Source organism: Rhizobium anhuiense bv. trifolii (assembly GCF_024346605.1).
Taxonomy (GTDB): Bacteria; Pseudomonadota; Alphaproteobacteria; order Rhizobiales; family Rhizobiaceae; genus Rhizobium; species Rhizobium anhuiense.
Genome location: NZ_CP098801.1, coordinates 342,519 through 366,745, shown reverse-complemented (window position 1 = coordinate 366,745; position 24,227 = coordinate 342,519). Strand labels below are relative to the sequence as shown.

Here is a 24,227-nt window from a genome sequence, read left to right as displayed (position 1 = left end):
TCAGGTTTTAAGCGGGATGAGTGTCGGAGCTGCGGTCAGCCCGCTCTTGTCGAGGGTCTCGCCAAGATAGGGGGTATTGTTGTAGTAACGATTTGCCGCCGTGTTCGCGACGTGAAGTTCCAGCGAATGGACCCCGGGGATCAGCCGCCCCAAAGCAAAACGGTAAAGCCGCCAGCCCCTCCGGTCGATCTGCCGGCCATCGAGGTGGGCGACGACCACGGTCGCGACCTCCGGCAATTCGAGAAACCACTCGCCCTCGTCGCCGATCTCGAGCGCCAGCCGGTAGATACCGGTGCCTGAGAAACCGGCAAATCCCTGCGTCTCCCATCCGCTCTCGACCGAGATCGGCACAAATGCCGCATCGACGCCTGGCGCGAAACTCCAGCCGACGACAAGCGGTACGGCGCGCGCGGCATCGAGCGACGGCTGGGCCGTGAGAAGGCCCTCTCTTGCTGTCCCATGCGCCGTCTCGCGCAGCCGCATGCAGCGCACTTCCTGCGGGTCGAGCCTGACCGTCAGGTGGCTGAAGGTACCGGCCTCCTCCACCTTGCCTGTCGTGGCGGACCAGATCTCGGCGTCGAAGCTGTCACCGAAGGAAATTACACTCACCAGCGGCGTTGCGCCTTCGTTGAAGAGAACAATCCGCCACCAGCCATCGGCCTCGTTTCCGACCCATTGCCAAGGACGATCCAGCGAATGGCAAACCACCGCCGGACCTGATAACGGCAGCAACGACAGGAGCGCAGTGATATCTTGACTTCCAGGCATGTGATCGATGTGCGTGGAAGCTATCGGGCTCGGCGGAGCGCCGCCATCGCAAACGGTAGACAAGCGATCTCCTGACGCCCAGACAACTCCGCCGGCAGCCTTGAAGGCGTCGAGCGCGCGCAACGTTTTTGCCGTCTCGAACACCGTGACCGATGGTAGGACCACGGCATCGAAGGAGAGCCCGCATGCCAGTAGGCGGCCGTTCACGATCCTTGCCGTCACGAGATCGGCTTCGCTGACGAACATGAAGTCGCAGCCTTCGGCCAGAAGGCCTCTGCACCATGCACCGGTGTGGGTGGCATGATTGTGGTGTGGGCCTTCTGCAAAGGCAGTATGAAGCGGATACAGGATCGCAACCGGCGTGCGTGGGCTGGCCGGTTCGATGAAGGCAGAAATGCGCGCGGTCTCCTGCGCGAACAGATCATGGTAGCTCCACCACGGCTCGAAATTGATGCCCGGCCCAAAATCGAAACGTGGATTGGCAAAGGGCGTCGGATCGTCGTCATGACCGTCAGTTTGGTATACGCCGTGCCACAGAAACTGCCGGGTGCCGAGGCAATAGAGCCGGATTGCCTGCGCCCGCATTGTCTCCAGCGTCAATTCCCATTGCCCCGCAGCGCGCACCGGCGTTCGCTCGGCACTGGCATATGTTTCGACGACGCAGCGGCTGCGGCCATTCGATCGGGCGACGGAATCGCCTAGTTTCGGCGCAAGCTGAGCGACGAAGTTGTTGGAATCCACTGCCGTTTCATGCCTCAATGCGTCGATGCCGAAGAAATCCACCGCAAGCGCCACCCTGGGGTCGATGCTGGTGAAGCCGCCGTTGAGCGACCACGAACTGATATGCGGCAGGATCTCGTGCCCGGTGAGCACAATTCCCCTGCCCTCGGCCCATCTGCGCAAAGTGCCGGAAAAGGCCTCGTTCATCAGCGCCGAATAGACGGCATAGAACCGCGCCCGTAACCGCAAGGTCCCGGGCCCGACGTCACGCAGTAATGCCAGCAGCGTTTTGGCGAAAGGTTCCAAAGTGCCGCCCGAAACGGCATCCGGCAGGCTTGGCGCGAATAGCAGGCTGTTGCCGAGGCAACCGGAGATCTGATCCCATTTGTAAAAACCCGCCGCCGGTTGGTCGTAGAACACGAAGCCGACGGGATCGGGCACGAGGTCGCCAAGCGTCTCGACTAGCGGATCAAGCCCGACCTCGATGAACCGCTCGGCGGCCTCCGGCAGCAGGTAATTGATCAGCCGCGAAGTGGTCGACCGGGCGCTGACGAACACCGTCAGCATCTGGCCGTCCCCGGCCGCGCCGTCGAAAGCGTAGGTGCAGGACACGCCGTCGCTGTCGACGATCGATGTCCGCGCCGTAACATCGACGATCTGATCGAGGCCGTCGATGCCGGCCGACGAATGCAGCAACGCCGCTTCAACCGTCCACTCACACCATTCGACCACGCTTTCTTCATACTGCCACTCGACGATATCGGCGCCCATTGTCCGGGTGAACGGCGGTTGGATGCCGCTGATCTGGCCTCGCCCATGCCCTGATGACCAGAACAGGTGACGCTCGCGCAAGTCGTCGCGGCCCGCGACAGTACGGCCGCCGGCATGGCCGCTGATCCAGTTGTAATCGTCGTAGATCCCAATCTTCAGCCCCAGCTTGCCGGCGATCCCGGCCGCGACGCGATAGGCTTCGAGATAGGCCGGCGACAGGTAGTCGTCGCGCGACATCGCAAGCCGGGCCTGGATCAGGATCGTGCCGATCCCCTTCAGCTTGAAATCGCTGAGCTGGCTGTGACAAACCTCCTGCGTCGGGATCGAATGCCAGAACCAGTAAGCCGACGGGCGAAACGCGGCTGTCGGGTTCTCGAACAAGTCGCAGGGGTCGATATCCTGTCCGGTTCGGATCTGGTCCAATCGTCTGCTCCCTAGTGGCTTGCCGCCGTCACCCGTTGCATGGCTTTCGTCGTTTCCGTCCAGGCCGGCTTGTCGGGCGCGAAACGCGCTCTCAGATAATCGGCGAGGTCTTTGATCTGGTTCTCGTTCAGTGTCTGGCGGAACGCGGGCATCGACATCACCTCGGGGGCGTTTCGGCCGGTGGTCTGCGCAAGGATCGCCGGCGCCTCGACACCGTTCAGGATCGCCTGGATGAGATTATCAGGCGTCGCGGCATGCAGGTTGCTGTTGAGCGCCAGCGACGACAAAATCGAATTGCCGGTATGACAAGTCGCGCATGCACCATTGAAAATACGCTCGCCCTTCGGCGAAATCAGCGCGGCAGAAGCCTTGGCCGCTTCACTCGCGACAACGGCCGCCTCGCTCTGTGCCTTGGTCCCGGCGGGCGCCTCGTTGAGGCTTGCGAGATAGGTCGCCATGGCGCGGATATCGCTATCCGGCAGCGGCTGCATGACCTCGACGACATGCGCCATCGGACCGGCGGCACTGCCATGATCGCGCGAGTGTCCGGTGCGCAGATAGTCGTAGAAGGCATCGGCCGTCCAGGCGACCGGACCCCTGGCGAACGCATTCAGGGCCGGCGCCTCCCAGCCGTCGGCAAAGCCGCCGGAAAGCCGGGCGCTGCCGCTCTTTTCCGCGCCGAGCACATTGCGGTCCGTGTGGCAGGCCGAACAGTGACCGAGGGTCTCGACGAGATAGGCGCCCCTGTTCCACCGCGCATCGCGGGTCTCCACATATTTGAACGGCTGCACTTTTAGGAACAGCGCGTTCCAGCCCGCCATCATCGCGCGGATGCTGTAGGGAAAATTGAGCTTCGTCTCCGGCGCCTTTTCCGCGGCCGGCGCCTGCGTCATCATGTAGGCGTAAAGCGCCTGAAGATCGGCGTCCTCAGCGCCCGCGAACGAGGTGTAGGGATGGGCGGGATAGAGGTGATGGCCATCGCGGCTCACGCCCTCGCGCATGGCGCGCTCGAAGGCCGGGTAGGACCAGGCACCGATGCCACTTTGCGCGTCCGGGGTGATGTTGGTGGCATAGATGGCGCCGAACGGCGTGTCGAAGCGCCGTCCACCGGCAAAGGGTGTGCCATCATTGCCAACATGACAGACATTGCAGGCGCCCGCCGCCGCCGCCAGCCGGCCGCGCTCGATGGTGGCGGCACTGTAGACGTTCGCGTCCGGGCGCTGGATGGTGCCGATCGACGGGCGCCATGGCGAGGCCATGGTGACGATACCGGACAAAGCCGCGACGGCACCGACGGCCGAAAGACCTATGCTCCGCCAGTTCCGCTTCTTCGCGACCGGGGCAGCCGGCGTCTCGTCCGTCTTGCCGTTCAGCGCGGTGAGCACCAGTTCCGGCGTCAGCGGCAGTTCGCGGAAGCGAATACCGGTAGCGTCATAGACGGCGTTGGCAATGGCAGATGCGCTGGGAACGGAGGCGGACTCTCCGACGCCGAGCGGCGGTTCGTCCTGCCGCGGCACCATCAGCACGTCGATGGCGGGGACCTCGGGGAAGGTGATCAGCGGATAGCCACCCCACTCCTTCGACTGCACGGCGGTCGACGAGAATTCGACCTTTTCCTTCAGCACCCGGCTGGTGGATTGAATGATATTGCCGTGGATCTGGTGGCGCACGCCATCGGGATTGATCATCATCCCGGAATCCTGCGCGCACGTCACCTTGGTGACCGCGATCTCGCCGGACTTCTTATTGACTGCGACATCGGCGACCCAGGCGGCCCAGGCGGCGGCTTTGCCAGGAAACGGGCCATGGATGTAGACGGCATAGGCGAACCCTCGCCCATAGAGCAGGTCGCCCTCGCCGCCGAGCGTGCCCCATGTCGTATGCGGTACCCAGTTTGCCCGTTCGGCCAGTGCACGCACCAGATCGACGGCGCGCGGATCGTGGAGGTAGCGAAGCCTGTACTCGACCGGATCGACGGCGGCGGCGGCTGCCAGTTCATCGACATAGCATTCGTGCGCAAACGTGTTGGGCATCGCCGAGACGCCGCGGAACCAGGAGGCGCGAGCGATCGGCGGCATGTCGTGCACGGTGACGCGGAGGTTCCCGTAGGCATAGGGCGGGATGGCGGTGCGATCTCCCATCTGCACGACGTCGGAGACCGGTGGCACCTTGCCGGTGAGGATCAAGGGAAGGGTCGGCGCCAGATTGGAGGGATAGCGGGTTTCGAAATCATAGGCGGACGGACCGCCCTCCAGATCGAGACCGCCGCGCACGTCCATGATCTGGGCGGCGCCCTTCGGCTCCCAGGCATGCTCCTGTTCGCGCGTCAGTTGGACACGGACGGGCGCCTTGACGGCGCGCGACAGCAGGGCGGCATCCGCAGTGACGTCATCGGCGCAATTGCGGCCGTAGCAGCCGGCGGCTTCCAGCCGCTCGACCCGAATCAGCTCTTCCGGCATGTCGAGAAGCAGCGCCAGATCGCGCCGTATCGGGAACGGGTTCTGCGTTCCCGACCACACCGTCAACCCACCTTCGTTGTAATCGGCCACCGCGCAGGATGGACCGATCGAGCCGTGCATCTGGTAGGGCCAGACATAGGTCCGGTTCATCGGCCGGGCGCTGCCGGCCAGAGCCATATCGACATTGCCGAGATCGGCAAGCTTGCGCGCGGTCGACGGATTGGCGCGTAGCGCCTTTTCTGGTGCGTTGAGATCCGGCCACTCGGGCGGCGCCCGCCACACGACCTTCAGGCTCTTCGCCGCCTCGATGGCGATTTCCTCGCGGGTCGCGACCACGCCGACGAAATCGCCGATGGCGACGACGCCGACAAGCCCGCGAATATGCGCGACCGATGCCTCGTCGATCGAAATCAAGCTTTTTCCGACATGGTCGCCGTGATCGAAACCGGCATAGGGCGGCCGTACGACGCGGCCATGCAGCATGCCCGGCACGCGGACATCATGCACGTAGGTCCAGCGCCCCGTCGCCTTATCGGGAATATCGACGCGCGGATGCGACGAACCGACCAGCTTGTAGTCCGAGGCCGGTTTCAGGGCCGCGTACTCGTCGATCGACAGCCTGGCATGCCCGCCGGCGACGATGTCGCCGAAGCTCAACTGCCAGTTCTCGCCGCCGTCGGCACGGATGATACCGTCTTCCAGCCTCAGCCGATCAAGCGGCACGCCGACCTTCTCGGCTGCCTTGGCAAGCAGATGATGCCGGGCGGTGGCGGCGGCCTGCCGCAGCGGCACCGCGGTGATCTGGATCGTTTCGCTGGCGATGGTCGCGCCCTGGTTGGGTGCGGCGGAGGTGGTGCCGAGCACCATGTCCACTTGCTCGAAGGGCACGCTGAGTTCCTCGGCGACGATTTGCGCCAGGGAAGTGCGGATGCCCGTCCCGAGATCGACGTGGCCGTTGAACGCGGTCACGCGGCTATCGACGCCCACCGCGATATAGAGTTCCGCGGCATCGCCGAGCACTGCATCGTTGACGATCAGCAACGTGTCGGCGGCCGACATATAGGCCGATTTCGGCATTTCGCGGTGGTCGGTCATGGGGAGACCTCCTTTGCGCCTTTTGGCGAGACATCGTCCGGCGTGGATCGGCGCGTCCGCTCGGCCTTGGCATAGGCGACGGCCCGCCTGGCCGCGGCGAGTATTTCCATATGCGTTCCGCAACGGCAGAGGTGATGGCGCAGCGCCTCGCGAATCGTGTCCTCGTCGGGATCGGTATTGGAATTGAGCAAGGCTGCGGTGGCGATGATCATGCCGTTCAGGCAATATCCGCATTGAGCCGCGGCCTCGTCGATAAAGGCCGCCTGGACCGGATGCAGATGCTCGGGTGTCCCAAGGCCTTCAAGCGTAGTTACGCGACGCGCGCCAACCGCACCGAGGGGAACCGTGCAGGATCGGACGGCACGACCGTCCATGAGAACGGCGCACGCACCGCATTCCCCGAGCCCACAGCCGTATTTCGGGCTATTGAGAGACAGATCGTTTCTGAGGATGTAGAGGAGTGGGGTTTCCGGGCTTGCTTCGACGCTCTCGACGGCGTCGTTCACATTCAAACTGAAGCAAACTGGCAGTGTCAAAGCAGGCCCTCCGCCCCGGAGAACCAAACACAGACCACGCCTTTTCCCATCGGCCGAACCGCTACGCAGCAGACATCGCGCCGACGCCCACAAACCATAACGATGCGACAGCCACGGACACTTCGCATCTATTGCCCCTTTTATTTTATTAAGAAGCGTATACGCTTTATAGTGACGAATGACAAGTCGGATTTCGCCGTTGCGATTTTGCTAGCATATTCAATTGCGGGCAAATTTCTGCGCATTTTTGATGAAAATCAAAGCCTCGCTATTGCTATTTAGAGCGTATGCGCTAGACTTTTAGCAAGCCTCCAATCGTGGGAACAATGCGTCGAAAGACAGCTAAGAAGGGTCGCTATGTCTAACGGAAAAGAAAAGATCGCGATTATCGGCGCCGGCCTTGGTGGCACCGTCGCGGGTGCGCTGCTCCAGCACGCGGGTTTTGACGTCAACGTCTATGAACAAGCGCCGAGCTTCTCGCGCCTGGGCGCCGGCATCCATATGGGGCCGAACGTCCTGAAGATTTTCGAGCGCATCGGCATCGACAAGAAGGTCATCAGCATCAGCAGCACGCCGAGCCATTGGTTCAGCCGCGACGGCATTACCGGCGAATACACCGCGCGGGTTCCGCTCGTGGGTTACGGCCAGACCTATTGCACCGTTCACCGTGGCGACTTGCAGGCAATTCAGTGCGATGCGCTGCAGCCGGGCACCTTGCATTTCGGCAAGAAGCTGGCTCGCCTCGACGACAGCGGCACCGATGTACTGATCGCGTTCGAAGATGGAACCTCGGTGCGCGCCGATATCGTGATCGGCGCCGACGGGATCAATTCGCGCGTTCGCGAAACGCTGCTCGGCGAGGAGCGGCCGAATTACAGCGGCTGGGTCGGCCATCGTGCCTTGATTTCGTCGGACAAGTTGAAGAAATACGACCTGACCTTCGAGGACTGCGTCAAGTGGTGGGGGCCGGACCGTCACATGATGGTCTATTACACGACCGCGCGCCGCGACGAATATTACTATGTCACCGGCGTTCCGCATCCTGCGTGGGAATTCGATTCCGCCTTCGTCGACAGCAGCCGTGACGAGATGGCAGCCTCGTTCAAGGGCTACCATCCGATCATCCAGGCGCTGATCGACAGCACCGATGAAGTGACCAAGTGGCCGTTGTTCAACCGTAACCCGCTGCCGCTCTGGAGCAAGGGCCGCCTCGTGCTGCTGGGTGATGCCTGCCATCCGATGAAGCCGCATATGGCCCAGGGCGCCGCCATGGCGATCGAAGACGCCGCCATGCTGACCCGCTGCCTGACGGAAACCGGCATAACCGATTTCCGCAGCGCCTTCGGACTGTATGAGGCCAATCGCCGCGACCGCGCGACGCGTGTTCAGAACGTATCGAACGCCAACACCTTCCTGCTCGAACAGGAAGATCCGGCGTGGGTCTACGGCTACGACATTTACGCCGAGCCCCTGAAGAGCGAGACCGCGGCATGAGCGGCGGCGCGCTGTACGGAGCGAATGTCTTCGCCAACGGCATCCGCCAACATTACCTGCGCTACGGCGGCAAAGGCCCGTCCGTCATCCTGATCCCGGGCATCACCAGCCCGGCGATCACCTGGGGTTTCGTCGCCGAGCGGCTGGCAGAACGCTACGACGTCTACGTAATCGACGTGCGCGGCCGGGGGCTGTCTTCGACGGGGCCCGACCTTGATTACGGCCTCAACGCGATGGCCGCCGACGTGGTCGGCTTCGCCGCTGCGCTCGGGCTTCCTGCCCCCGCCCTACTCGGCCATTCGATGGGCGCGCGTATCGCCATCCGCGCCGCCGTTGCGGCGCCCGAGGCGTTTTCGAGGCTCGCCCTGATCGATCCGCCGGTTTCGGGCCCCGGACGCCGCCCCTACCCAAGCAAGCTGCCTTGGTATGTCGACAGCATCCGCCTGGCGCTGACGGGCATCGATGCGGAAGGCATGAAGGCGTTTTGCCCGACATGGACCGACGAACAGCTGAAGCTGCGCGCCGAATGGCTGCACACCTGCTACGAGCCCGCCATCGTCACCGCCTTCGAGGACTTCCACAAGGACGACATCTTCCCGGATCTGCCGAAGCTCAAGCGGCCGGCGATGCTGATGGTGGCCGGCCGTGGAGGCGTGATCGAAACCGTGGACGAGGACGAGGCCCGCACGCTGTATCCGGCGCTGGAAATCACCCGGGTGCTGAATGCCGGGCACATGATCCCTTGGGATGATTTCGACGGCTTCTTTGCCGCGCTTGGAGATTTTCTCTCCCGTTGATTGGGACGGCGGCGGATCGACGATCCACCGGCGTTTGTTTGACACTCGCTTTGCAACGCAAAGGATTCCATCCGTGCAGAAATATTACCGTATCGGCCAAATCGTTCCGAGCTCCAACACAACGATGGAGACCGAAATTCCCGCCATGCTGACGGCGCGCCAGTCCATCCGCCCCGAGCGCTTCACCTTCCACTCCAGCCGCATGCGGATGAAGAAAGTGGTCAAGGAAGAACTGGCAGCGATGGACGCCGAATCCGATCGATGCGCCGTCGAGCTTTCCGACGCCCGCGTCGATGTTGTCGGATACGCCTGCCTGGTTGCGATCATGGCGATGGGCCTTGGCTATCACCGCCAGTCGGAACAGCGCCTCACCGGCCGCACTCAGGAAAACGACACGAACATTCCGGTTGTTACCAGCGCCGGCGCGCTGATCGAGGGGCTGAAAGTGATGAAGGCAAAGAAGATTGCCGTCGTCGCACCCTATATGAAGCCCCTCACCGAACTCGTCGTGAACTATATTCGCGAAGAGGGCTTCGAGGTGACGGATTGGCGGGCGCTGGAAATTCCCGATAATCTCGATGTCGCCCGCCACGACCCGGAAAACCTGCCGGCGATCGTCCAGACACTCGATCTCTCGGATGTCGATGTGATTGTGCTTTCGGCCTGCGTACAGATGCCGTCGCTGCCTGTGATCGCCAAGGTCGAGGCCATGACGGGCAAGCCGGTCCTCACCGCCGCCGTCGCCACCACGTATTGCATGCTGAAATCACTGGGAATGGAAGCCGTCGCACCGGGTGCCGGCGCGCTGCTGTCCGGCGCGTATTGAGGAGAGCCCGATGATCAGTGCCGAAACCAACTATCAGGGCGTCTGGGGCAACCGCATCGGCTTCGGCCAGCGCCCCGCCTTGCTCGTCATCGACTTTCTGAAGGCCTATACGGTGGAAGGCGCGCCGCTCTTTGCGCCGGGTGTCGTCGATGCAGTGGCGCAAACACCGGCGCTTCTGGCTGCCGCGCGGGCCGCAGGCATTCCCGTCATCCACACCCGCATCCTTTATCTCGCGGAAAACTGTGCCGATGGCGGCATGTGGGTGAAGAAAGCCCCGGTCATGAAGGCCATGGTCGAGGGCAACGTGCTGGCCGAATTCTGCGACGGCGTCGCGCCGGAAAAAGGCGAACTTGTCATAATCAAGCAATATGCCAGTGCCTTCTTCGGCACCAGCCTCGGCTCGCTGCTGCACACGCAGGGGATCGACACGGTTATCATGGCCGGCTGCTCGACCAGCGGCTGCATCCGTGCGAGCGCCGTCGATGCCGTGCAGCACGGCTTCCGGACTATTGTCGTGCGCGATTGCGTCGGCGACCGGCATCCCGATCCGCACAATGCCAACCTCTTCGACATCGACAGCAAGTATGGCGATGTCGTTTCGAGGGAGGAAGCGATCGCCGAAATCGCCAAGGTCAAGTCCGACTGTCCGTAACTTTACAAAACAGCCAAGCCTTCAAACAAGATAGGGGAATGAGCATGGATCAATTCAGCTTCACGGAAATCTGCCTGCATCAGTTGAAGATGTCGGGCGTCCACGAGGGAGAAAAACTCATTGTCCTGACCCAGGGCAACGAGCGCCTCGACTACGCCGACGCCTTCATGGCGGCGGGCATGCGTCTTGGCGCCAAGATGTATCACATGCGTTTGCCGCCGGTGCCGCCGGCAGGTGCATGGGCGGTCGGCCAGACAGGCCTTGCCGCCATGCCGGAAGCGGTAGAGGCCCTGAAGGCCGCCGACATGCTCATCGATTGCATCTTTCTACTCTTCAGCCCGGAACAGATGGCGATCCAGGCGGCCGGCACGCGCATCCTGACCGCCGTGGAACCGCCGGAGATTCTGGCGCGCATGCTGCCGACAAAGGAACTGCGCGAGCGCGTGGAATTTGCTGGAGACCTGCTGTCCAAGGCGAAAGTGATGCGGATCACTTCTCCGCATGGCACGGATGTCACTTACAAGCTCAACACCTATCCCGCCATTACGGAATATGCGTGCACGGACGAGCCGGGCCGCTGGGATCATTGGCCGTCCGGCTTTGTCTTTACGGGTGGTGACGACGATGGCGTCGACGGTACAATCGTCGTTGCTCCGGGTGATATCCTGCTGCCTCAGAACATCTACGTGCGCGACCCGATCATCTATACGATCGAAAACGGTTGGATCACCGACATTCGCGGCGGTCTCGATGCCGAACTGGTCAAATCCTACATGGCAGGTTTCAACGACCCGCGTGGCATGGGCATGAGCCATGTCGGCTGGGGCCTTAATCAGAACGCTAAGTGGCATCGAATGGTGCCTGGCGAATTCCCCGGAGGCATGGGCATGGAGGCACGCTCCTTCTACGGCAACGTGATGTTCTCCACTGGCCCCAACAACGAGCTCGGCGGCCCGAATGACACCGCCTGCCATCTGGACATCCCGATGCGCGGTTGCTCGCTGTTCCTCGACGATGAACCGATGGTTCTGGATGGCGACATCGCCGTCAAGGAAATGAAGTACAACTTCAAATAACCGAGATAGCCAATCCGCTCCGCGCGAGATCGCGCGGAGCGGGTGCGGCTCGAGACGCCTTGACCAGCGTAACCTGCTGTGATGTTTCCTGCAGTCCGCGCTGCATTCGCGCCAAAGAGCCGCAAACCGATGGACCACACCGACGATGACCGCAAAAGACACCGAAGACCTGCCCGAAGCGCCGGCGCCTCACAATGGCTACCACGTCACGGAGCAAGTCGGGCATCTGCTGCGCAAGGCCTATCAGCGTCATCTCTCGATTTTCCAGACCAATGCGAGTGATCCAGACCTGACATCGGTGCAGTTCGTGACGCTGTGCGCGCTGCATGACCTCGGTCCCAGTTCACAGGTCGAACTCGTCAAGGCCACCTCCGTCGACCAGGCGACCATCCGTGGCATCGTCGAGCGGCTGAAGGCCCGTGGACTGATCGATCTCTCCAAGGACGAGGCCGACGGCCGCAAGGTGGTTATCTCCCTGCTACCCAAGGGCGAAGCCCTGCTGCAGGACATGTATCCGCAAGCCTATCTCATCAGCGAAAAGACCGTCGCGCGTCTCAACCCCGCGGAACGCATAGCGTTGCTGTATCTCCTGCGCAAGATCGCCGACGATGAGAACGGAGAACAGTAGGTGCTGATTGGGGTACCCGCGGTCTTGACCGGGATCGAACCACCGCACACTCCATCGAAGAAAACGATCGCGCTGGATTCCTTAGTGGGCCTTGCCTCCGCCTCGTTTCCAAAGGTGAATTCCGTGAGGTTCAATCCATAAGGGGAGCTGAATTTCTCGGCGCCCGCTCCAGGGAGCCGAGGTTTTCCACGCCGGTTGATTTTCCGGTCTGCGAGGGTCCAAGCACGGCAAAGCAGCGCATCGGCAATCCTCCAACTGCCGTGATTGATCGCCACTCCATTTTCAGTATGGGCATTGGTTACACAGATGCCCACTTGATGGCCTCAGTTCTGCTCGATCAGCGGGCGGCCTTATGGACCAGAGATAAGCGTCTGCGGGCAGCGGCCGAAAAGGCGGGGGCTTCACTGCACACCCCTGGCAATGCGCGAAACTAGATGCTCTATCGAAGCACTCAGTCCCTTAAATGACCGCGAAATCTCCTTCGTTTTTCAGCGGCGCACCAGTTCTGCGTCCCCGCCGGTATAATCGCACGCGCCTGGAAACGTCAGATTTTGAGGGCATTCTCCTAGACTCGACTCGAATCCCCGGGAATGCTTCATTGGCGCTCGAAGGACTGAAGATGACATACGAGTGGATGAAAGCCGACACGACGAATGCGACCTATTAAGCCACCCGCGTGCGCATTGATATTGTCAGCGTTCAGTGTTCCCGTCGCCTTGTTTTTGCACGCATCGCCTGTTTAGTCGACCATCGAACTGAAATTACCGAGCCTTCCCAGGTAGAACGTCCATATGCAAGTCAGGATGTCTCGCGCGATTTGACCTGCTGGAGGCGTTGAACGGCGTTTGTCCCGGTGGTCGAAGACAAGGAAGTAATTCGAACGGGCTCTCGCGCGGCCTGCGTGCGAACCCGCTGGATGAGCGTTCGAACCTGTCGGATCGATGCACTGACCCGTTACCCCGCTGACTCCCAGAGAACCCGGTAAGATTCATGGCACAAATTCGTATCCACCATCGCACGATCTATCGCTACCGTTACGCGGTGCATCTGAGGCCTCATCGGCTGATGTTGAGGCCGCGCGAGGGCCGCGATCTCCGGCTGCTGTCGTATGAGGTCTCGATAGCACCACAGGCCCAGCTCAGTTGGGCGACGGATGTCTTCGGCAATGTCGTTGCCACTGCGGTTTTCAACGAGATGGCCGATGTCCTGACCGTTGATAGCGTCGCCCTGGTAGACCTTACCGCCGCAGCATGGCCGGTCTTTGCTATTGCAGGCTCCGCCGTCACTTTTCCCTTCCGCTATTCGGATGAGGAATGGACAGATCTCGGGGCGCTGACGGCTCGGCAGTATGCCGACCCATCCGAGCAGCTTCAGCGATGGGCACGAGGGTTTGTCGCGAGCAATTCGACAGACACGCTCTCGCTTCTGAAGGACATAAGCGCTGGGGTGTCGTCATCGATCTCCTATCAAAGCCGTGAGGCGGAAGGCACACAGCCGCCAACCCAGACTTTGGATCGTAGTTGGGGATCGTGCCGCGACTTTGCAGTGCTGTTTGCAGAAGCCGTTCGTTGTCTGGGCTTTGGAGCGCGCATTGTGTCTGGATACCTGTTCAATCCCGATCAAATATTGCTCGGTTCGCAGGATCAGGGCTCGACCCATGCCTGGGTCGAGGTCTTCCTACCGGGCGCAGGATGGATCACATTTGATCCGACCAATCGCAGCATGGGCGGGGCCAATCTCATCCCTGTCGCTGTCACTCGTGATATCGCGCAATCCGTTCCCGTTGCAGGCAGCTTCGTCGGTGCGGCAGATGCATTCGGATCAATGGACGTGGAGGTGCAGGTCGAAATGTCTGCATGAACTTCGCAGCAGGCCCACGGAACGATCGCAACGATCGGGCGTAGCTTCGCTTTTTTGTCGCCGCATTGGTCGATCCATCATACATATAGGCGTAATATCCATTATGCATCGACCAAAGGAAACTTCTGCGACGGCGCCATTCTGCGAACGAGCATGAAGTGCGCGAACGGTTCAGTGTGCGACGCCTGGTTCCCCATGTGCCCTCACGATAGCGTCCGCTTCCTTGCCGTATAGCTCCTCGAAGTGATCGAAGGTCTTGGAAAAATAACCAATGCCCTGCGTCGCCGAGCGCAGCGCCCGCGCCAGATCGTCGAGTGCGCCGCCCGGAATAAGTGCCCGGAAGATGTCCCATCCCTTGGCGGTTTCATCCCGGTCGAAGCCGAGAACTTGGCCCTTGAGAGCGGAGACGATCTGGACGAGGCTGCCGGAATAGATCGACGGAATGTGAATTTCGCTGCGGAAGACCGGTTGCATTAAAACTGCCGCCCCTTCGGAAAGCGCCTGTCGCACTCCCATTTTCGACGCAGTCCGGAAGGCGTGTTCCGAACTGTCGACGGCATGGTGCTGACCATCGTACAGCGTTACGCCGACATCGATGACCTTGAAGCCTAGCGGCCCTTTCTCCATAGCTTCGCGCGCGCCTGCTTCGACAGCTGGGATATAGTTGCGCGGGACGACGCCACCCTTGACGGTCTCGCTAAAGCTGAAGCCCCGGCCGCGCTCATTGGGGCGAATGCTCAGCTTCACATCCGCGAACTGTCCGGCACCGCCTGTCTGTTTGCGGTGACGGTAATGAACCTCGGATGGTTTCGCAGTTGTCTCGCGGTAGATCGGGCTGGGCGTTCGATCGGTTACGTCGATATGAAACACGTCGGACAGGGTTCGGCAGAGATCGCGCAGATGCACCGGCCCCTGGACGCAGACGAGATGGGCCCCGGTGCTTTCCTCCTGCGAGACCGTTAGGCCGCGATCCGTCTCGGATAGTTTTGCCAGCGTTTCGGAGAGCTTGTTTTCATCGCGCTCGCTGCCCGGGACTAGGATCCTTTCAAGCATCGGGGTGGGCGGCTGCGTCCACTCAGGCGGGGCGACCACCGCGCCTGATGTCAACAGCGAAGGGACGGGCAAGTGGTCGGACTTGACCGTCGCAAACACATCCCCCGACGCAGGCACAACGGCCGAATTGGACTTCCCGTTTGCGAGATGCTGTACGGCTCCGAGGCCGGAGCCGCCCAGCGATGCGCCCTGCCGCAGTCCATCGCCAAGCGCGCGCACGAGCACTGTCTTACCGACATTCTGGCGATGATAGGCATGGAAGCTCACGGCGGTCAGCTTGTTTTCATCGACATTGCTCGCACGAGCTAGGCGCTGTCGAAGAACCCCGACCGGCGGCGCCTCGTGGCGCAGCGCCTTCATCAGCCTCATCATGCCGTTGCCGTGACTTGCGGCACCGATCAGGACTGGAATAATCCTGTTTTCCCTGAGAACCCGCGATGAAATGGCATAGAGCGCGTCGCTGGGCGGCTCGCGATCTTCGATCAGCTCCTCGAGAAGCCAGTCGTCGAATTCGGACAGGTGTTCCAGGAGTTCGCTGCGCGCTTCGTGCTCGCGCTCGGCGGCGCTTTCGGGGATTGCGATCAGCGCCGAAGTCTGGCCTTCCCGGTAGCGCCACGCCCGTTCCGAAATCAGATCGCAACTGCCTATGATCCTGTCCCCCTCGCGGATCGGGATCTGGCGAAGCAAAAGCGTGTGGTTGGCGTAGTCTTGAAGCGCGGCGATCACGTCCCTCAGCCGCCCTCTCGGTTCGTCCATCCGGTTGACGAAGAGGATGCACGGCGTCTCCGAGGCCTCGATTACCCGCAGATAGGGCGCGGCGAGCACAGCCTCCTCGGGTGCCGATGAAACGCACAGGATGCAGGCGTCGCTGGCAAGAAGCGCGTGTTGTGCATGCGCCAACGCTTCGTTGGGTCCTGGCGCATCCAGCGCACACCACGCCTCGTTTCCAAAGGTGAATTCTGTGAGGTTCAATCCATAAGGGGAGCTGGATTTTCTCGGCGCCCCCTCCAGGGAGCCGAGCTTTTCCACGACTGTTGATTTTCCGGTCTGCGAGGGTCCAAGCACGGTAAAGCAGCGCATCGGCATTCCTCCAACTGCCATAAACACAATTTTCACATAGGATGCCCTGAACCGCTGCAAGGCGCCAGAGGTGTTCATGGGCGCGTGCTTTATCTCGACGAGCATGGTCGAAGCATACCTGGCCCGCCGGCCCAGGCGTTCTGCTTCGTGAGTACGAAAGTGAAAACGGCAAGGTCGGAGGCCTGCAATTTTTTCGCATAGGCATGAAGAACGATCGTGCCTTCCTGCAGCTTTTGGCAAAAGGCTTCGAGACGAACGATGACGGCCAGGTCTCGCCGCCGCACGATTGGCTTTGAAAGTCCTTTTGGCACGGACATTTCGCCATTTTTCAAAGTATTCTTGCCGAGAAACTTCAAAGGGTGCCAATTTTGCTCGATGGCTTCAATGAAGGCTGGATCACTTCGAGCGGCAGGGAACAGAGCAACGGAGCGGGACCGTCGCGTTCGAGACGGTGCTCAGCGAGATGATCGCCCAGGGCTAAGAGTCCAAGAAACATCTTGATTACCGGATCATTTGGGAAGTTTGGCCAGGTGGCCGGACAACTTCTGCAATTGTGCCCATGCGATCCCGAAAGTGCCGTCGAGTGAACGGCGCTGACTTATCGCCGGGTCTTGGAGGGGTCGCCGCGATCATTTGCGGGAGATCGGTCATCGGCCGACGCCGGCCCCGGAGAGAAATACGTGTTCGACGAGCTTGAGCGTCCGCAGCATAGGATGCGTAATCAAAAGAATCTGGTTCTTGCCGGCGCACCGGGACTCGTCCTTGAATTTCTCGAGCCACGGATCCAGCCGACCTAGACATGCGTTTGACGCAAAAACGCCCGCGTCATGAGCGGGCGTCGAGCGGTCGGAGAGACTAAATGATGTGCGGTTAGCGCGCGATCGATGCACGGGCGAGGCTGCGGATGTCAGCACGGTCGATCCCAAGGTCCTGCAGCTCACGGCTAGACATGCGGCCGAGTTCGGTGACGGTCTGACGGAACTTGCGCCAGTTGTTGAAAGAGCGTGCTACGTTCATGATAATCCACTTCCTGAGGGCTATGTGACGTCAGCAACCTTGCTTGGTTCCGGCGTCGTTTCGATGATCGGAATATAGGCGTTTCAATCGGTTTAAAACAGCGACAATCCCTCACCCCACCTATGCGCAGGACGCATAAGGTTTTCTTTTGCAACGGGAAATGCTCTTTTTTCAGCCTCGAACTTTACACTAAGTAGGCGGGTTACCATCCCGGTTTTCTTTCAGTTGCACGGTTTCCTTCGGCCCACGTCCCAATCAACATTGTCATGAAGCGCTCGGCCGCGGGCGAAAGCGTCCCACCGCGACGACGCACAATGCCGATCGTTCGTGAGATTTGAGGATTGCCAATAGGTCTCGTGACGAGGAACGGGTGCTCTTCCTGTGGGGTGGCGAGTTTAGGCAGAACCGAAATTCCAAGCCCCGCTTCCACCAAACCAAGCGATGTCGAAAGATGTGTGACTTCATAGGACCAGCGCAGTTTCAGGTTCGACTTCGCCAGAGCGGCGTCAAGAAGCGTACGGTTGCCGCTGGACCGGTGAACTGTGATCAGTTGATAGGGCGCCAGATCGTCCCATTCGAGTTCGCTCTTCGCTGCCAGCGGATGATCCTTGCGTGCCGCCAGCACGAATGGATCTTCGATGAGCCTCTCGAAGATGAGGTCGGGATCTGAAAAGCCCATGATATTAATGCCGAACTCGACTTCCCCACGGGCGACTGCCTGCAGTCCGTCGGTGGCCGGGAGATCGAGAATGCGAAAACGAATGTTCGGATACTCGGCGCTGAATTGCTTGATGACGGTCGGCAAAAAATAGAAAGCAGCCGTCGGCAGACATGCGATTGTCACGAGGCCGCTGCGCTGAGATCCGACATCGCGCACCGCAAACAGCGACGTGTCGAACTCCTCAAGCATTCGTCGCACCAAAGGTATCAGTTCCGCGCCAAGGGCGGTTGTCGAGACATGACGCGTGGTGCGCTCGAGCAAAGGCGCCCCGATTGCCAGCTCGAGCTTCTGAATTCGACGACTGAGCGCCGGCTGGGACAGATTGAGCGCTTCGGCAGAGCGGTGGAAGTTTTCCAGTTCGACGACCGACAGAAACGCGCGCAGATCCAGTATCTCGCAATTGATGCTCATGACGCATCATTCCCTCTGATATTCGCATTTCACATATCAATCATTTTGCCGCTTACTGCAACAAAGAAGCTGATTGATATATAAATCACATCAGTATGCGGGTTCAACCATGAACGACCTGATTTCCATTCCCTGCGTTCTGATGCGAGGCGGCACCTCCAAAGGACCGTTCTTTCTCGCATCCGATCTTCCATCGGATTCGCGGCAACGCGATCAGATCCTGCTTTCAGTCATGGGTTCGGGTCACCCTCTGCAGATTGACGGTATTGGCGGCGGCAACCCCGTCACCAGCAAGGTTGCCATCGTCGGCCCGTCAACTGTGTCCGATGCTGATGTCGATTATCTGTTCGCCCAAGTCCGCATCGATCAGCAGTTCGTGGATATCTCGCCCAACTGTGGAAACATGCTTGCGGCCGTCGGGCCGTTCGCGATCGAGGCCGGACTGGTCAAGGCGGCGACGGGCGTAACCCGCGTGCGCATTCACAACGTCAATACCGGCAAACTCATCGAAGCGGAGGTTCCGACCCCCGATGCCCGCGTTGCCTACATGGGAGATGCCTCGATCGACGGCGTGCCGGGCAATGCGGCACCGATCGCGCTGACCTTCATGGATGCGGCCGGGGCACGCACAGGCAAACTTTTCCCGACCGGCAACCCGTGCGACACGATTGATGGCATCGATGTGACCTGCATCGATTGCGCGATGCCGATGATGCTGCTCGAAGCCGCCGCCCTCCGTGTGACGGGAAACGAACCTGCAGCCGAGCTTAACGCCAACGGCGCAATGCTGCACCGACTCGAAACGCTACGGCTTGAGGCTGGCCGTCGTATGGGCATGGGCGATGTCAGCAACCAGGTCACGCCCAAACCGGTGTTGATCTCCACTCCCAACAAGGGCGGAGATCTCGGCGTGCGCTATTTCATGCCGCACCAATGCCACCCGTCTCTTGCAACAACCGGCGCGGTTGGGATTGCCACGGCCTGCATCAGCGACGGAACCGTCGCTGCGCAACTGATCGGCAATCGCAAGCCGCCGGTCATCCTCGTTCTCGAACATCCAAGCGGTCGTTTGGAAGTAAAACTGGATACCCGCGACGGCAAGACAGTTGCCGGAATCCTGCGGACGGCCCGACGCCTCTTCGAGGGCCGGGTCTTTGCAAAACCTATCGCGCAAGTGGTTTGCGCTGCATAATCGGAAGTGGTTGCCGGGAGGGCGCCACGCATCAGGGAGGAATACACATGCGCAAACTTATACTCGCCCTTGCGGCAACGGTCGCTTTTGCCGGTTCGGCTTTTGCGGAACCTGTGCGCATCAGCGTCGGGTCCTACAACCTCAACAACCTGCCCTTCCCGGTCGCAGCTGGCCTAGGTCTTTACGAGAAGGAAGGTCTTGAGGTGACCGTCGAAAACTTCGCATCTGGCGGCTCCAAGACCCTGCAGGCGCTTGTTGCCGGCTCCACGGATATCGCTGTCGGCTTCTACGACCATACGATCCAGATGCAGTCGCAGAACAAGGCGGTGGTCGGCTTTGTCCAGCTTGCGCGCAATTCTGGCCTGGTTCTGGCCGGCGGGAAAAACTCATCCTTCGATCCGACCAAGCCGGAAACGATCAAGGGCGCGAAGATCGGCATCACCGCACCGGGATCATCTTCCGACTTCTTCGTGCGCTACTACCTGCAGCGCAACAATCTTTCGGCCGACGACATCTCGCTGATCGGCGTCGGTTCCGGCGCGGCCGCAGTCGCGGCCCTCGAGCAAGGTAAAGTGGATCTTCTGGTCAACTACGATCCCGCGGCGACCTTTATCGAGGCAAAGGGTGTCGGCAAGATTTTGATCGACGCCCGCAGCGACGAGGGAGCAAAGGAGATCTATGGCGGAATTTATCCGACCGCCGTCCTCTATGCGACACAGGCCTATATCGATGAGAACCCGGAAACCATCCAGAAGGTCACGAACGCGACCGTCAAGGCACTGGCATGGATGAACACACATAGCGCTGAAGAGATTGTCGAAAAACTGCCGGAAGAATTCATCTCCGGCGACCGGGACACCTATGTGAAGGCCGTCCAGAATGCCAAGCCGATTTTCTCGGTGGACGGCAAGTTCAGCGAGACCGACACGCAGACGCCGTTGGCCGTCCTCAAGAGCTTCAACGAAAAGGTTGCTGCCGCAACAATCGATCTTTCCAAAACCTACACGAACGCTTTCGTGGACAAGGTAACGGATAAGACCACCAATTGATCCTAGGAGGAGGCCATGTCTTTGGCTGTCGTAAACCCCATGCCTATCCCGACGGGACAGCAAAATGCAAAGTCGATGGTATCGATCGACGCCGTGACAATGTCATTTGGTTCCTATGTCGCGGTGCAGGACGTCAACCTCACGGTTGCCGATGGCGAGTTTCTCGCCATCGTCGGCCCGACCGGTTGCGGCAAGAGCACTATTTTGAACGCGATCGCAGGTCTTCTGAAACCCGCGAGCGGTACGGTGACGATCGACGGCACGCCGGTAAAGGGCGTGCAGAATGACATTGGCTATCTCTTCCAGCAGGACGCGCTGCTTCCGTGGAAGACATCCATCGAGAATGTCGAGCTCGGCCTGATGTTCAGGGGTGTTGGAGCCACTGAGCGCCGTGAGCGTTCGATGAGCTGGCTTGCCAAGGTCGGGCTGAAGGGGTTCGAACACCGCTATCCGCACCAACTCTCCGGCGGCCAGCGTAAACGTGTCCAGATGGCGCAGGCCCTCATTGCCGGTCCGAAGGTGATCCTGATGGACGAGCCCTTCTCCGCGCTCGACATCCACACGCGGCACCTTATGCAGAATGAACTGCTGCGCCTTTGGCAGGAAGAACGCCGCGCCGTGGTCATGATTACGCACGACCTTGAAGAGGCCATCGCGCTGGGAGACCGCGTCGCCATTCTGGCCGCCGGCCCTCGATCGCGGGTCATCGAAAGTTTCCCGGTCGATCTCGAGCGGCCACGGGATGTGGCAGAGATCAAACTCGATCCACGCTTTATGGATCTGTATCGCAATATCTGGGCTTCCCTGCGTGGCGAAGTGGAGAAAAGCTATGAACGTCGGGACTGAACGCACTATCCAGCTCGGTATGCTGGTTTTTATCCTCGGTGGCTGGCAGCTCGGCGTGACCGCCGGCTTCATTGATGTCTTCTTTTTCCCGGCGCCACTCGATATCTTCAATCAGATTGTCAGCTGGATCGTTGACCCGGGCTTTTACAAGCACGTCTCGATAACCCTGACGGAAACAGTGCTCGGTTACATCATTGGCACGGGCCTTGGTGTCGCCGCTGGTGTATGGCTCGGTCTCAGCCGGAGCGCCGCCCGGATCCTCGACCCGTTCATCAAGGGGCTCAACGCCGTTCCGCGCGTGGTGCTTGCCCCGATTTTCGTTCTTTGGCTCGGGCTCGGCCTTTGGTCGAAGGTGGCGCTTGCCGTAACACTTGTTTTCTTCATTACCTTCTTCAACGCCATGCAGGGCGTCCGCGAAGTCAACCCGGTGGTCCTCGCGAATGCAAGGATCCTCGGAGCCAAACCTTCCGATCTATTGCGGCATGTCTATTTCCCCGCAGCAGCAAGCTGGATCCTGTCGTCGCTTCGTACCTCCGTCGGTTTCGCGGTCGTCGGCGCCATCATTGGCGCGTATCTTGGCTCCTCTGCAGGACTGGGCTACCTGATCGCGCAGGCGGAAGGCAACTTCGACGCGGTGGGGGTGTTTGCCGGCATCATCATCCTGGCCATGTTCGTGCTCATCATCGATCGAATTCTCGATGTTCTGGAAGGCCGGCTCATCAAGTGGAGACCGAACGCCGCAGAAGAGAGAGCGGCGTAACAAATCGAATTAGCTTCCATGTGAGTTCTGATTGGGGGTGCCGCCATCGGCACTCCGTTCTTTTTGGCCTTGTGTTAGAGTACCGCCAGCTCCCGATTGATATGCTGGCTCAAAGTTGGAATCGTGGGCGTATTAAGCAGCCATTGGTTAACACCTCAATTGGATTGGCTTCCAAAAACGCGTTGACCACGTGGCATGCCTTATGATGCCCACTTGTCCTGTGGTGACCTTGTCCGTCGGGATAAGCTTGAGTTCGGCGACAAGCGCATCGCGATACGGGACGATCTGCGTGATTGCCATGCGTTGACGGCGAGTAGTGTACGATACCAGCTTGCGAAGTGCTGAAAGCTGAGTGTTCTACCATTATGTCAGGCTCATAACTGGACGAAGCGGCGGCGTATGTACAGCGGAACGGAAACATACCTCGGCACATTTGCGGAGAAGTATTTTGCGGCATTGCAATAGCTGATAACGCACTGCAATATAACTGTTACAAATCTGTGCAGTTGGGGTGCCGTGTGATGAGGATTTGCATCTATAAGTCGGAAAGAGCCCCTGAGCTTACCCTCTTGCTGCGAGAGGGCCTGCCTCTACCGCTCGATACCAAGATAGACAAATGGACCAAAATCAAGGTCGTCACCGACAGGGAAATGAGAGCAGACCTTTTGAATCAAGTTGGCGGCGCGGGGTACGCGTTAGTTCGGCTTGCCGCGATTAGGCAACATTAGGCAATAGCACTGCTGGTTGCCGCGTTATCACGACACTGCCATCGCATCGCGAGGCTTTGTCTGCTGGAAACACGCACCCAGGCGCTCGTGCGCGGACCGGCCGCCACATTGCCCACCTCGGACTGAAAGTTGCCTGGTGAATTGCCGCTCCAGAACCAATATGAACCGTTGCTCGGCTCAACTATTAAAAATCTACTCTTTAGTAGCCACAATATGGTCGTTGCTCGATATCAACACCGACCCGGTCGTGTTGTTTGACGTAAATGACTTGGCTATCGTCATTTTGCCATGCGGAAAGGAATTCTATGCGACGGATTGGCCTGATCCTTGAAGACGGGTTTCAGCTTATGGGGCTGGCGGCCCTTGCTGCCTTCGAACTCGCTAATGCCGAACTCGGCGAAGAAGGTTATCAGTTGACCGTCTTATCGGAACACGGCGGCACTGTCAGGTCTTCGATGAACACGGGCATCGAGACCGTGGCGCTGGGCGTCATGCCCGACACGCTGATGGTGGCGGGCGAACTCGTTCCCTCTCCCATCTCCTCAGGGCTGCGTGGCTATCTGGCGCGCGCCGGCAAGGAGGCACGCAGGGTTGCCGGCGTCTGCACCGGTGCTTTCGTGCTGGCTGAGGCCGGTCTGCTGGACGGCCGCACCGCCACCACCCACTGGGCGCATGCACCCAACCTCAGATTCCGATTTCCTAAAGTTACCGTAGACGAGGACCGAATTTTCATCCGCGACGGCAATATCTGGACCTCAGCCGGAATGTCCTCGGCCATCGACCTGACGCTGGCGCTGATCGAGGACGATCATGGATCGACCCTTTCGCGAGCGATTGCCCGCAAACTCGTCGTCTATCATCGGCGCCCCGGCGGCCAATCTCAATTCTCGGCGCTTCTGGAACTGGAGCCACGATCCGACCGGGTGCAGCGTGCCCTGACCTATGCCCGGGAGAACTTGCGCAATCCTCTCTCGGTCGAGGAACTTGCAGAAGCAGCCAGCCTGTCGCCCCGTCAGTTCAGCCGGATTTTCCGTGAGGAAACCGGTCAGTCACCGGCCAAGGCCGTCGAGATGCTGCGCCTGGAAGCTGCGCGCGTTATGCTTGAAGAGGGCCGGCATCCGATGGACATCGTGGCCCGTGATACCGGCTTTGCCGACCGCGACCGCATGCGCCGTGCCTTCCTGCGCAGCTACGGGCAGCCGCCCGCCAGCCTGAAGCGCAGCCTCAAACTGATGGAAGACAGCGCGGCGGCATGACCGGATTTG

19 protein-coding genes and 1 pseudogene are annotated in these 24,227 nt (G+C 60.3%); 13 read left to right on the top strand and 7 right to left on the bottom strand.

What is annotated here, in order from left to right:
- From NE851_RS01800 to NE851_RS01790, 3 genes are read right to left on the bottom strand one after another with little or no spacing between them, the layout of a single operon-like run.
- Positions 1-2,682, bottom strand: a complete 2,682-nt coding sequence (locus NE851_RS01800; protein WP_097623353.1) for a carbohydrate-binding protein — start codon at positions 2,680-2,682, stop codon at positions 1-3.
- A gap of 11 nt (positions 2,683-2,693) precedes the next feature.
- Positions 2,694-6,236, bottom strand: coding sequence for a molybdopterin cofactor-binding domain-containing protein (locus NE851_RS01795; protein WP_097623352.1), 3,543 nt, complete (start codon positions 6,234-6,236; stop codon positions 2,694-2,696).
- Complete coding sequence (locus NE851_RS01790; protein WP_097544170.1) at positions 6,233-6,748, bottom strand: (2Fe-2S)-binding protein; 516 nt, start codon at positions 6,746-6,748, stop codon at positions 6,233-6,235. The genes NE851_RS01795 and NE851_RS01790 overlap by 4 nt, the downstream gene beginning before the upstream one ends.
- 381 nt (positions 6,749-7,129) lie before the next feature.
- Between NE851_RS01790 and NE851_RS01785 the strand changes: the two genes are divergently transcribed.
- The 8 genes and pseudogenes from NE851_RS01785 to NE851_RS01750 all read left to right on the top strand — a co-directional run bounded on the left by NE851_RS01785 (position 7,130) and on the right by NE851_RS01750 (position 14,105).
- On the top strand, positions 7,130-8,266 hold the full coding sequence (locus NE851_RS01785; protein WP_097544169.1) for an FAD-dependent monooxygenase: 1,137 nt from the start codon (positions 7,130-7,132) through the stop codon (positions 8,264-8,266).
- Entirely contained in the window at positions 8,263-9,063 is an 801-nt protein-coding gene (locus NE851_RS01780) for an alpha/beta fold hydrolase (RefSeq protein WP_097623351.1), read from the top strand. Before NE851_RS01785 ends, NE851_RS01780 begins: the two co-directional genes overlap by 4 nt.
- A gap of 73 nt (positions 9,064-9,136) precedes the next feature.
- Positions 9,137-9,889 carry a maleate cis-trans isomerase family protein gene (locus NE851_RS01775; RefSeq protein ID WP_097544167.1) on the top strand — a complete coding sequence of 251 codons (753 nt, stop codon included), beginning with the start codon at positions 9,137-9,139 and terminating at the stop codon, positions 9,887-9,889.
- Positions 9,890-9,899: 10 nt separating this feature from the next.
- Positions 9,900-10,541 (top strand): N-carbamoylsarcosine amidohydrolase, encoded by a 642-nt coding sequence (locus NE851_RS01770; protein ID WP_097544166.1) that lies wholly within the window; start codon positions 9,900-9,902, stop codon positions 10,539-10,541.
- Positions 10,542-10,585: 44 nt separating this feature from the next.
- Positions 10,586-11,617 (top strand): 2,5-dihydroxypyridine 5,6-dioxygenase NicX family protein, encoded by a 1,032-nt coding sequence (locus NE851_RS01765; protein ID WP_007800776.1) that lies wholly within the window; start codon positions 10,586-10,588, stop codon positions 11,615-11,617.
- A gap of 145 nt (positions 11,618-11,762) precedes the next feature.
- Positions 11,763-12,245, top strand: a complete 483-nt coding sequence (locus tag NE851_RS01760; RefSeq protein WP_097544164.1) for a MarR family winged helix-turn-helix transcriptional regulator — start codon at positions 11,763-11,765, stop codon at positions 12,243-12,245.
- Positions 12,246-12,505: 260 nt separating this feature from the next.
- Positions 12,506-12,679: pseudogene (locus NE851_RS01755) on the top strand (type II toxin-antitoxin system VapC family toxin); the annotation flags it as partial.
- A 556-nt stretch (positions 12,680-13,235) separates the two neighbouring features.
- Positions 13,236-14,105, top strand: coding sequence for a transglutaminase family protein (locus tag NE851_RS01750; protein ID WP_097623350.1), 870 nt, complete (start codon positions 13,236-13,238; stop codon positions 14,103-14,105).
- Positions 14,106-14,276: 171 nt separating this feature from the next.
- Here NE851_RS01750 and NE851_RS01745 read toward each other — a convergent pair whose 3' ends face one another.
- From NE851_RS01745 to NE851_RS01730, 4 genes are all read right to left on the bottom strand, one after another.
- Positions 14,277-16,238 (bottom strand): elongation factor G, encoded by a 1,962-nt coding sequence (locus tag NE851_RS01745; RefSeq protein ID WP_097623394.1) that lies wholly within the window; start codon positions 16,236-16,238, stop codon positions 14,277-14,279.
- 89 nt (positions 16,239-16,327) lie between these two features.
- Entirely contained in the window at positions 16,328-16,594 is a 267-nt protein-coding gene (locus tag NE851_RS01740) for a hypothetical protein (RefSeq protein ID WP_097623349.1), read from the bottom strand.
- Between the two features lie 514 nt (positions 16,595-17,108).
- A complete protein-coding gene (locus NE851_RS01735) occupies positions 17,109-17,255 on the bottom strand; it encodes a DUF1127 domain-containing protein (protein WP_097544157.1) in 147 nt (48 codons plus the stop codon).
- 202 nt (positions 17,256-17,457) lie between these two features.
- Complete coding sequence (locus NE851_RS01730) at positions 17,458-18,387, bottom strand: LysR family transcriptional regulator (RefSeq protein ID WP_097544156.1); 930 nt, start codon at positions 18,385-18,387, stop codon at positions 17,458-17,460.
- A 109-nt stretch (positions 18,388-18,496) separates the two neighbouring features.
- Here NE851_RS01730 and NE851_RS01725 point away from each other — a divergent pair, with 109 nt between their 5' ends.
- From NE851_RS01725 to NE851_RS01705, 5 genes are all read left to right on the top strand, one after another.
- Entirely contained in the window at positions 18,497-19,579 is a 1,083-nt protein-coding gene (locus NE851_RS01725; protein WP_097623348.1) for a 4-oxalomesaconate tautomerase, read from the top strand.
- A gap of 47 nt (positions 19,580-19,626) precedes the next feature.
- Positions 19,627-20,628, top strand: coding sequence for an ABC transporter substrate-binding protein (locus NE851_RS01720; RefSeq protein ID WP_097623347.1), 1,002 nt, complete (start codon positions 19,627-19,629; stop codon positions 20,626-20,628).
- Positions 20,629-20,643: 15 nt separating this feature from the next.
- Positions 20,644-21,474, top strand: coding sequence for an ABC transporter ATP-binding protein (locus NE851_RS01715; RefSeq protein ID WP_097544139.1), 831 nt, complete (start codon positions 20,644-20,646; stop codon positions 21,472-21,474).
- On the top strand, positions 21,458-22,234 hold the full coding sequence (locus tag NE851_RS01710; RefSeq protein ID WP_254955894.1) for an ABC transporter permease: 777 nt from the start codon (positions 21,458-21,460) through the stop codon (positions 22,232-22,234). The genes NE851_RS01715 and NE851_RS01710 overlap by 17 nt, the downstream gene beginning before the upstream one ends.
- Positions 22,235-23,267: 1,033 nt before the next feature.
- On the top strand, positions 23,268-24,218 hold the full coding sequence (locus NE851_RS01705; protein ID WP_097623345.1) for a GlxA family transcriptional regulator: 951 nt from the start codon (positions 23,268-23,270) through the stop codon (positions 24,216-24,218).
- The last annotated feature ends 9 nt before the right edge of the window (positions 24,219-24,227 follow it).

Excerpts from the sequence above, each read along its gene's own strand:
- NE851_RS01795 (WP_097623352.1), bottom strand. The coding sequence starts at position 6,236 with ATGACCGACCACCGCGAAATGCCGAAATCGGCCTATATGTCGGCCGCC.
- NE851_RS01785 (WP_097544169.1), top strand. The coding sequence starts at position 7,130 with ATGTCTAACGGAAAAGAAAAGATCGCGATTATCGGCGCCGGCCTTGGT.
- NE851_RS01780 (WP_097623351.1), top strand. The coding sequence starts at position 8,263 with ATGAGCGGCGGCGCGCTGTACGGAGCGAATGTCTTCGCCAACGGCATC.
- NE851_RS01770 (WP_097544166.1), top strand. The coding sequence starts at position 9,900 with ATGATCAGTGCCGAAACCAACTATCAGGGCGTCTGGGGCAACCGCATC.
- NE851_RS01765 (WP_007800776.1), top strand. The coding sequence starts at position 10,586 with ATGGATCAATTCAGCTTCACGGAAATCTGCCTGCATCAGTTGAAGATG.
- NE851_RS01760 (WP_097544164.1), top strand. The coding sequence starts at position 11,763 with ATGACCGCAAAAGACACCGAAGACCTGCCCGAAGCGCCGGCGCCTCAC.
- NE851_RS01750 (WP_097623350.1), top strand. The coding sequence starts at position 13,236 with ATGGCACAAATTCGTATCCACCATCGCACGATCTATCGCTACCGTTAC.
- NE851_RS01745 (WP_097623394.1), bottom strand. The coding sequence starts at position 16,238 with ATGCGCTGCTTTACCGTGCTTGGACCCTCGCAGACCGGAAAATCAACA.
- NE851_RS01735 (WP_097544157.1), bottom strand. The coding sequence starts at position 17,255 with ATGAACGTAGCACGCTCTTTCAACAACTGGCGCAAGTTCCGTCAGACC.
- NE851_RS01730 (WP_097544156.1), bottom strand. The coding sequence starts at position 18,387 with ATGAGCATCAATTGCGAGATACTGGATCTGCGCGCGTTTCTGTCGGTC.
- NE851_RS01725 (WP_097623348.1), top strand. The coding sequence starts at position 18,497 with ATGAACGACCTGATTTCCATTCCCTGCGTTCTGATGCGAGGCGGCACC.
- NE851_RS01720 (WP_097623347.1), top strand. The coding sequence starts at position 19,627 with ATGCGCAAACTTATACTCGCCCTTGCGGCAACGGTCGCTTTTGCCGGT.
- NE851_RS01715 (WP_097544139.1), top strand. The coding sequence starts at position 20,644 with ATGTCTTTGGCTGTCGTAAACCCCATGCCTATCCCGACGGGACAGCAA.
- NE851_RS01710 (WP_254955894.1), top strand. The coding sequence starts at position 21,458 with ATGAACGTCGGGACTGAACGCACTATCCAGCTCGGTATGCTGGTTTTT.
- NE851_RS01705 (WP_097623345.1), top strand. The coding sequence starts at position 23,268 with ATGCGACGGATTGGCCTGATCCTTGAAGACGGGTTTCAGCTTATGGGG.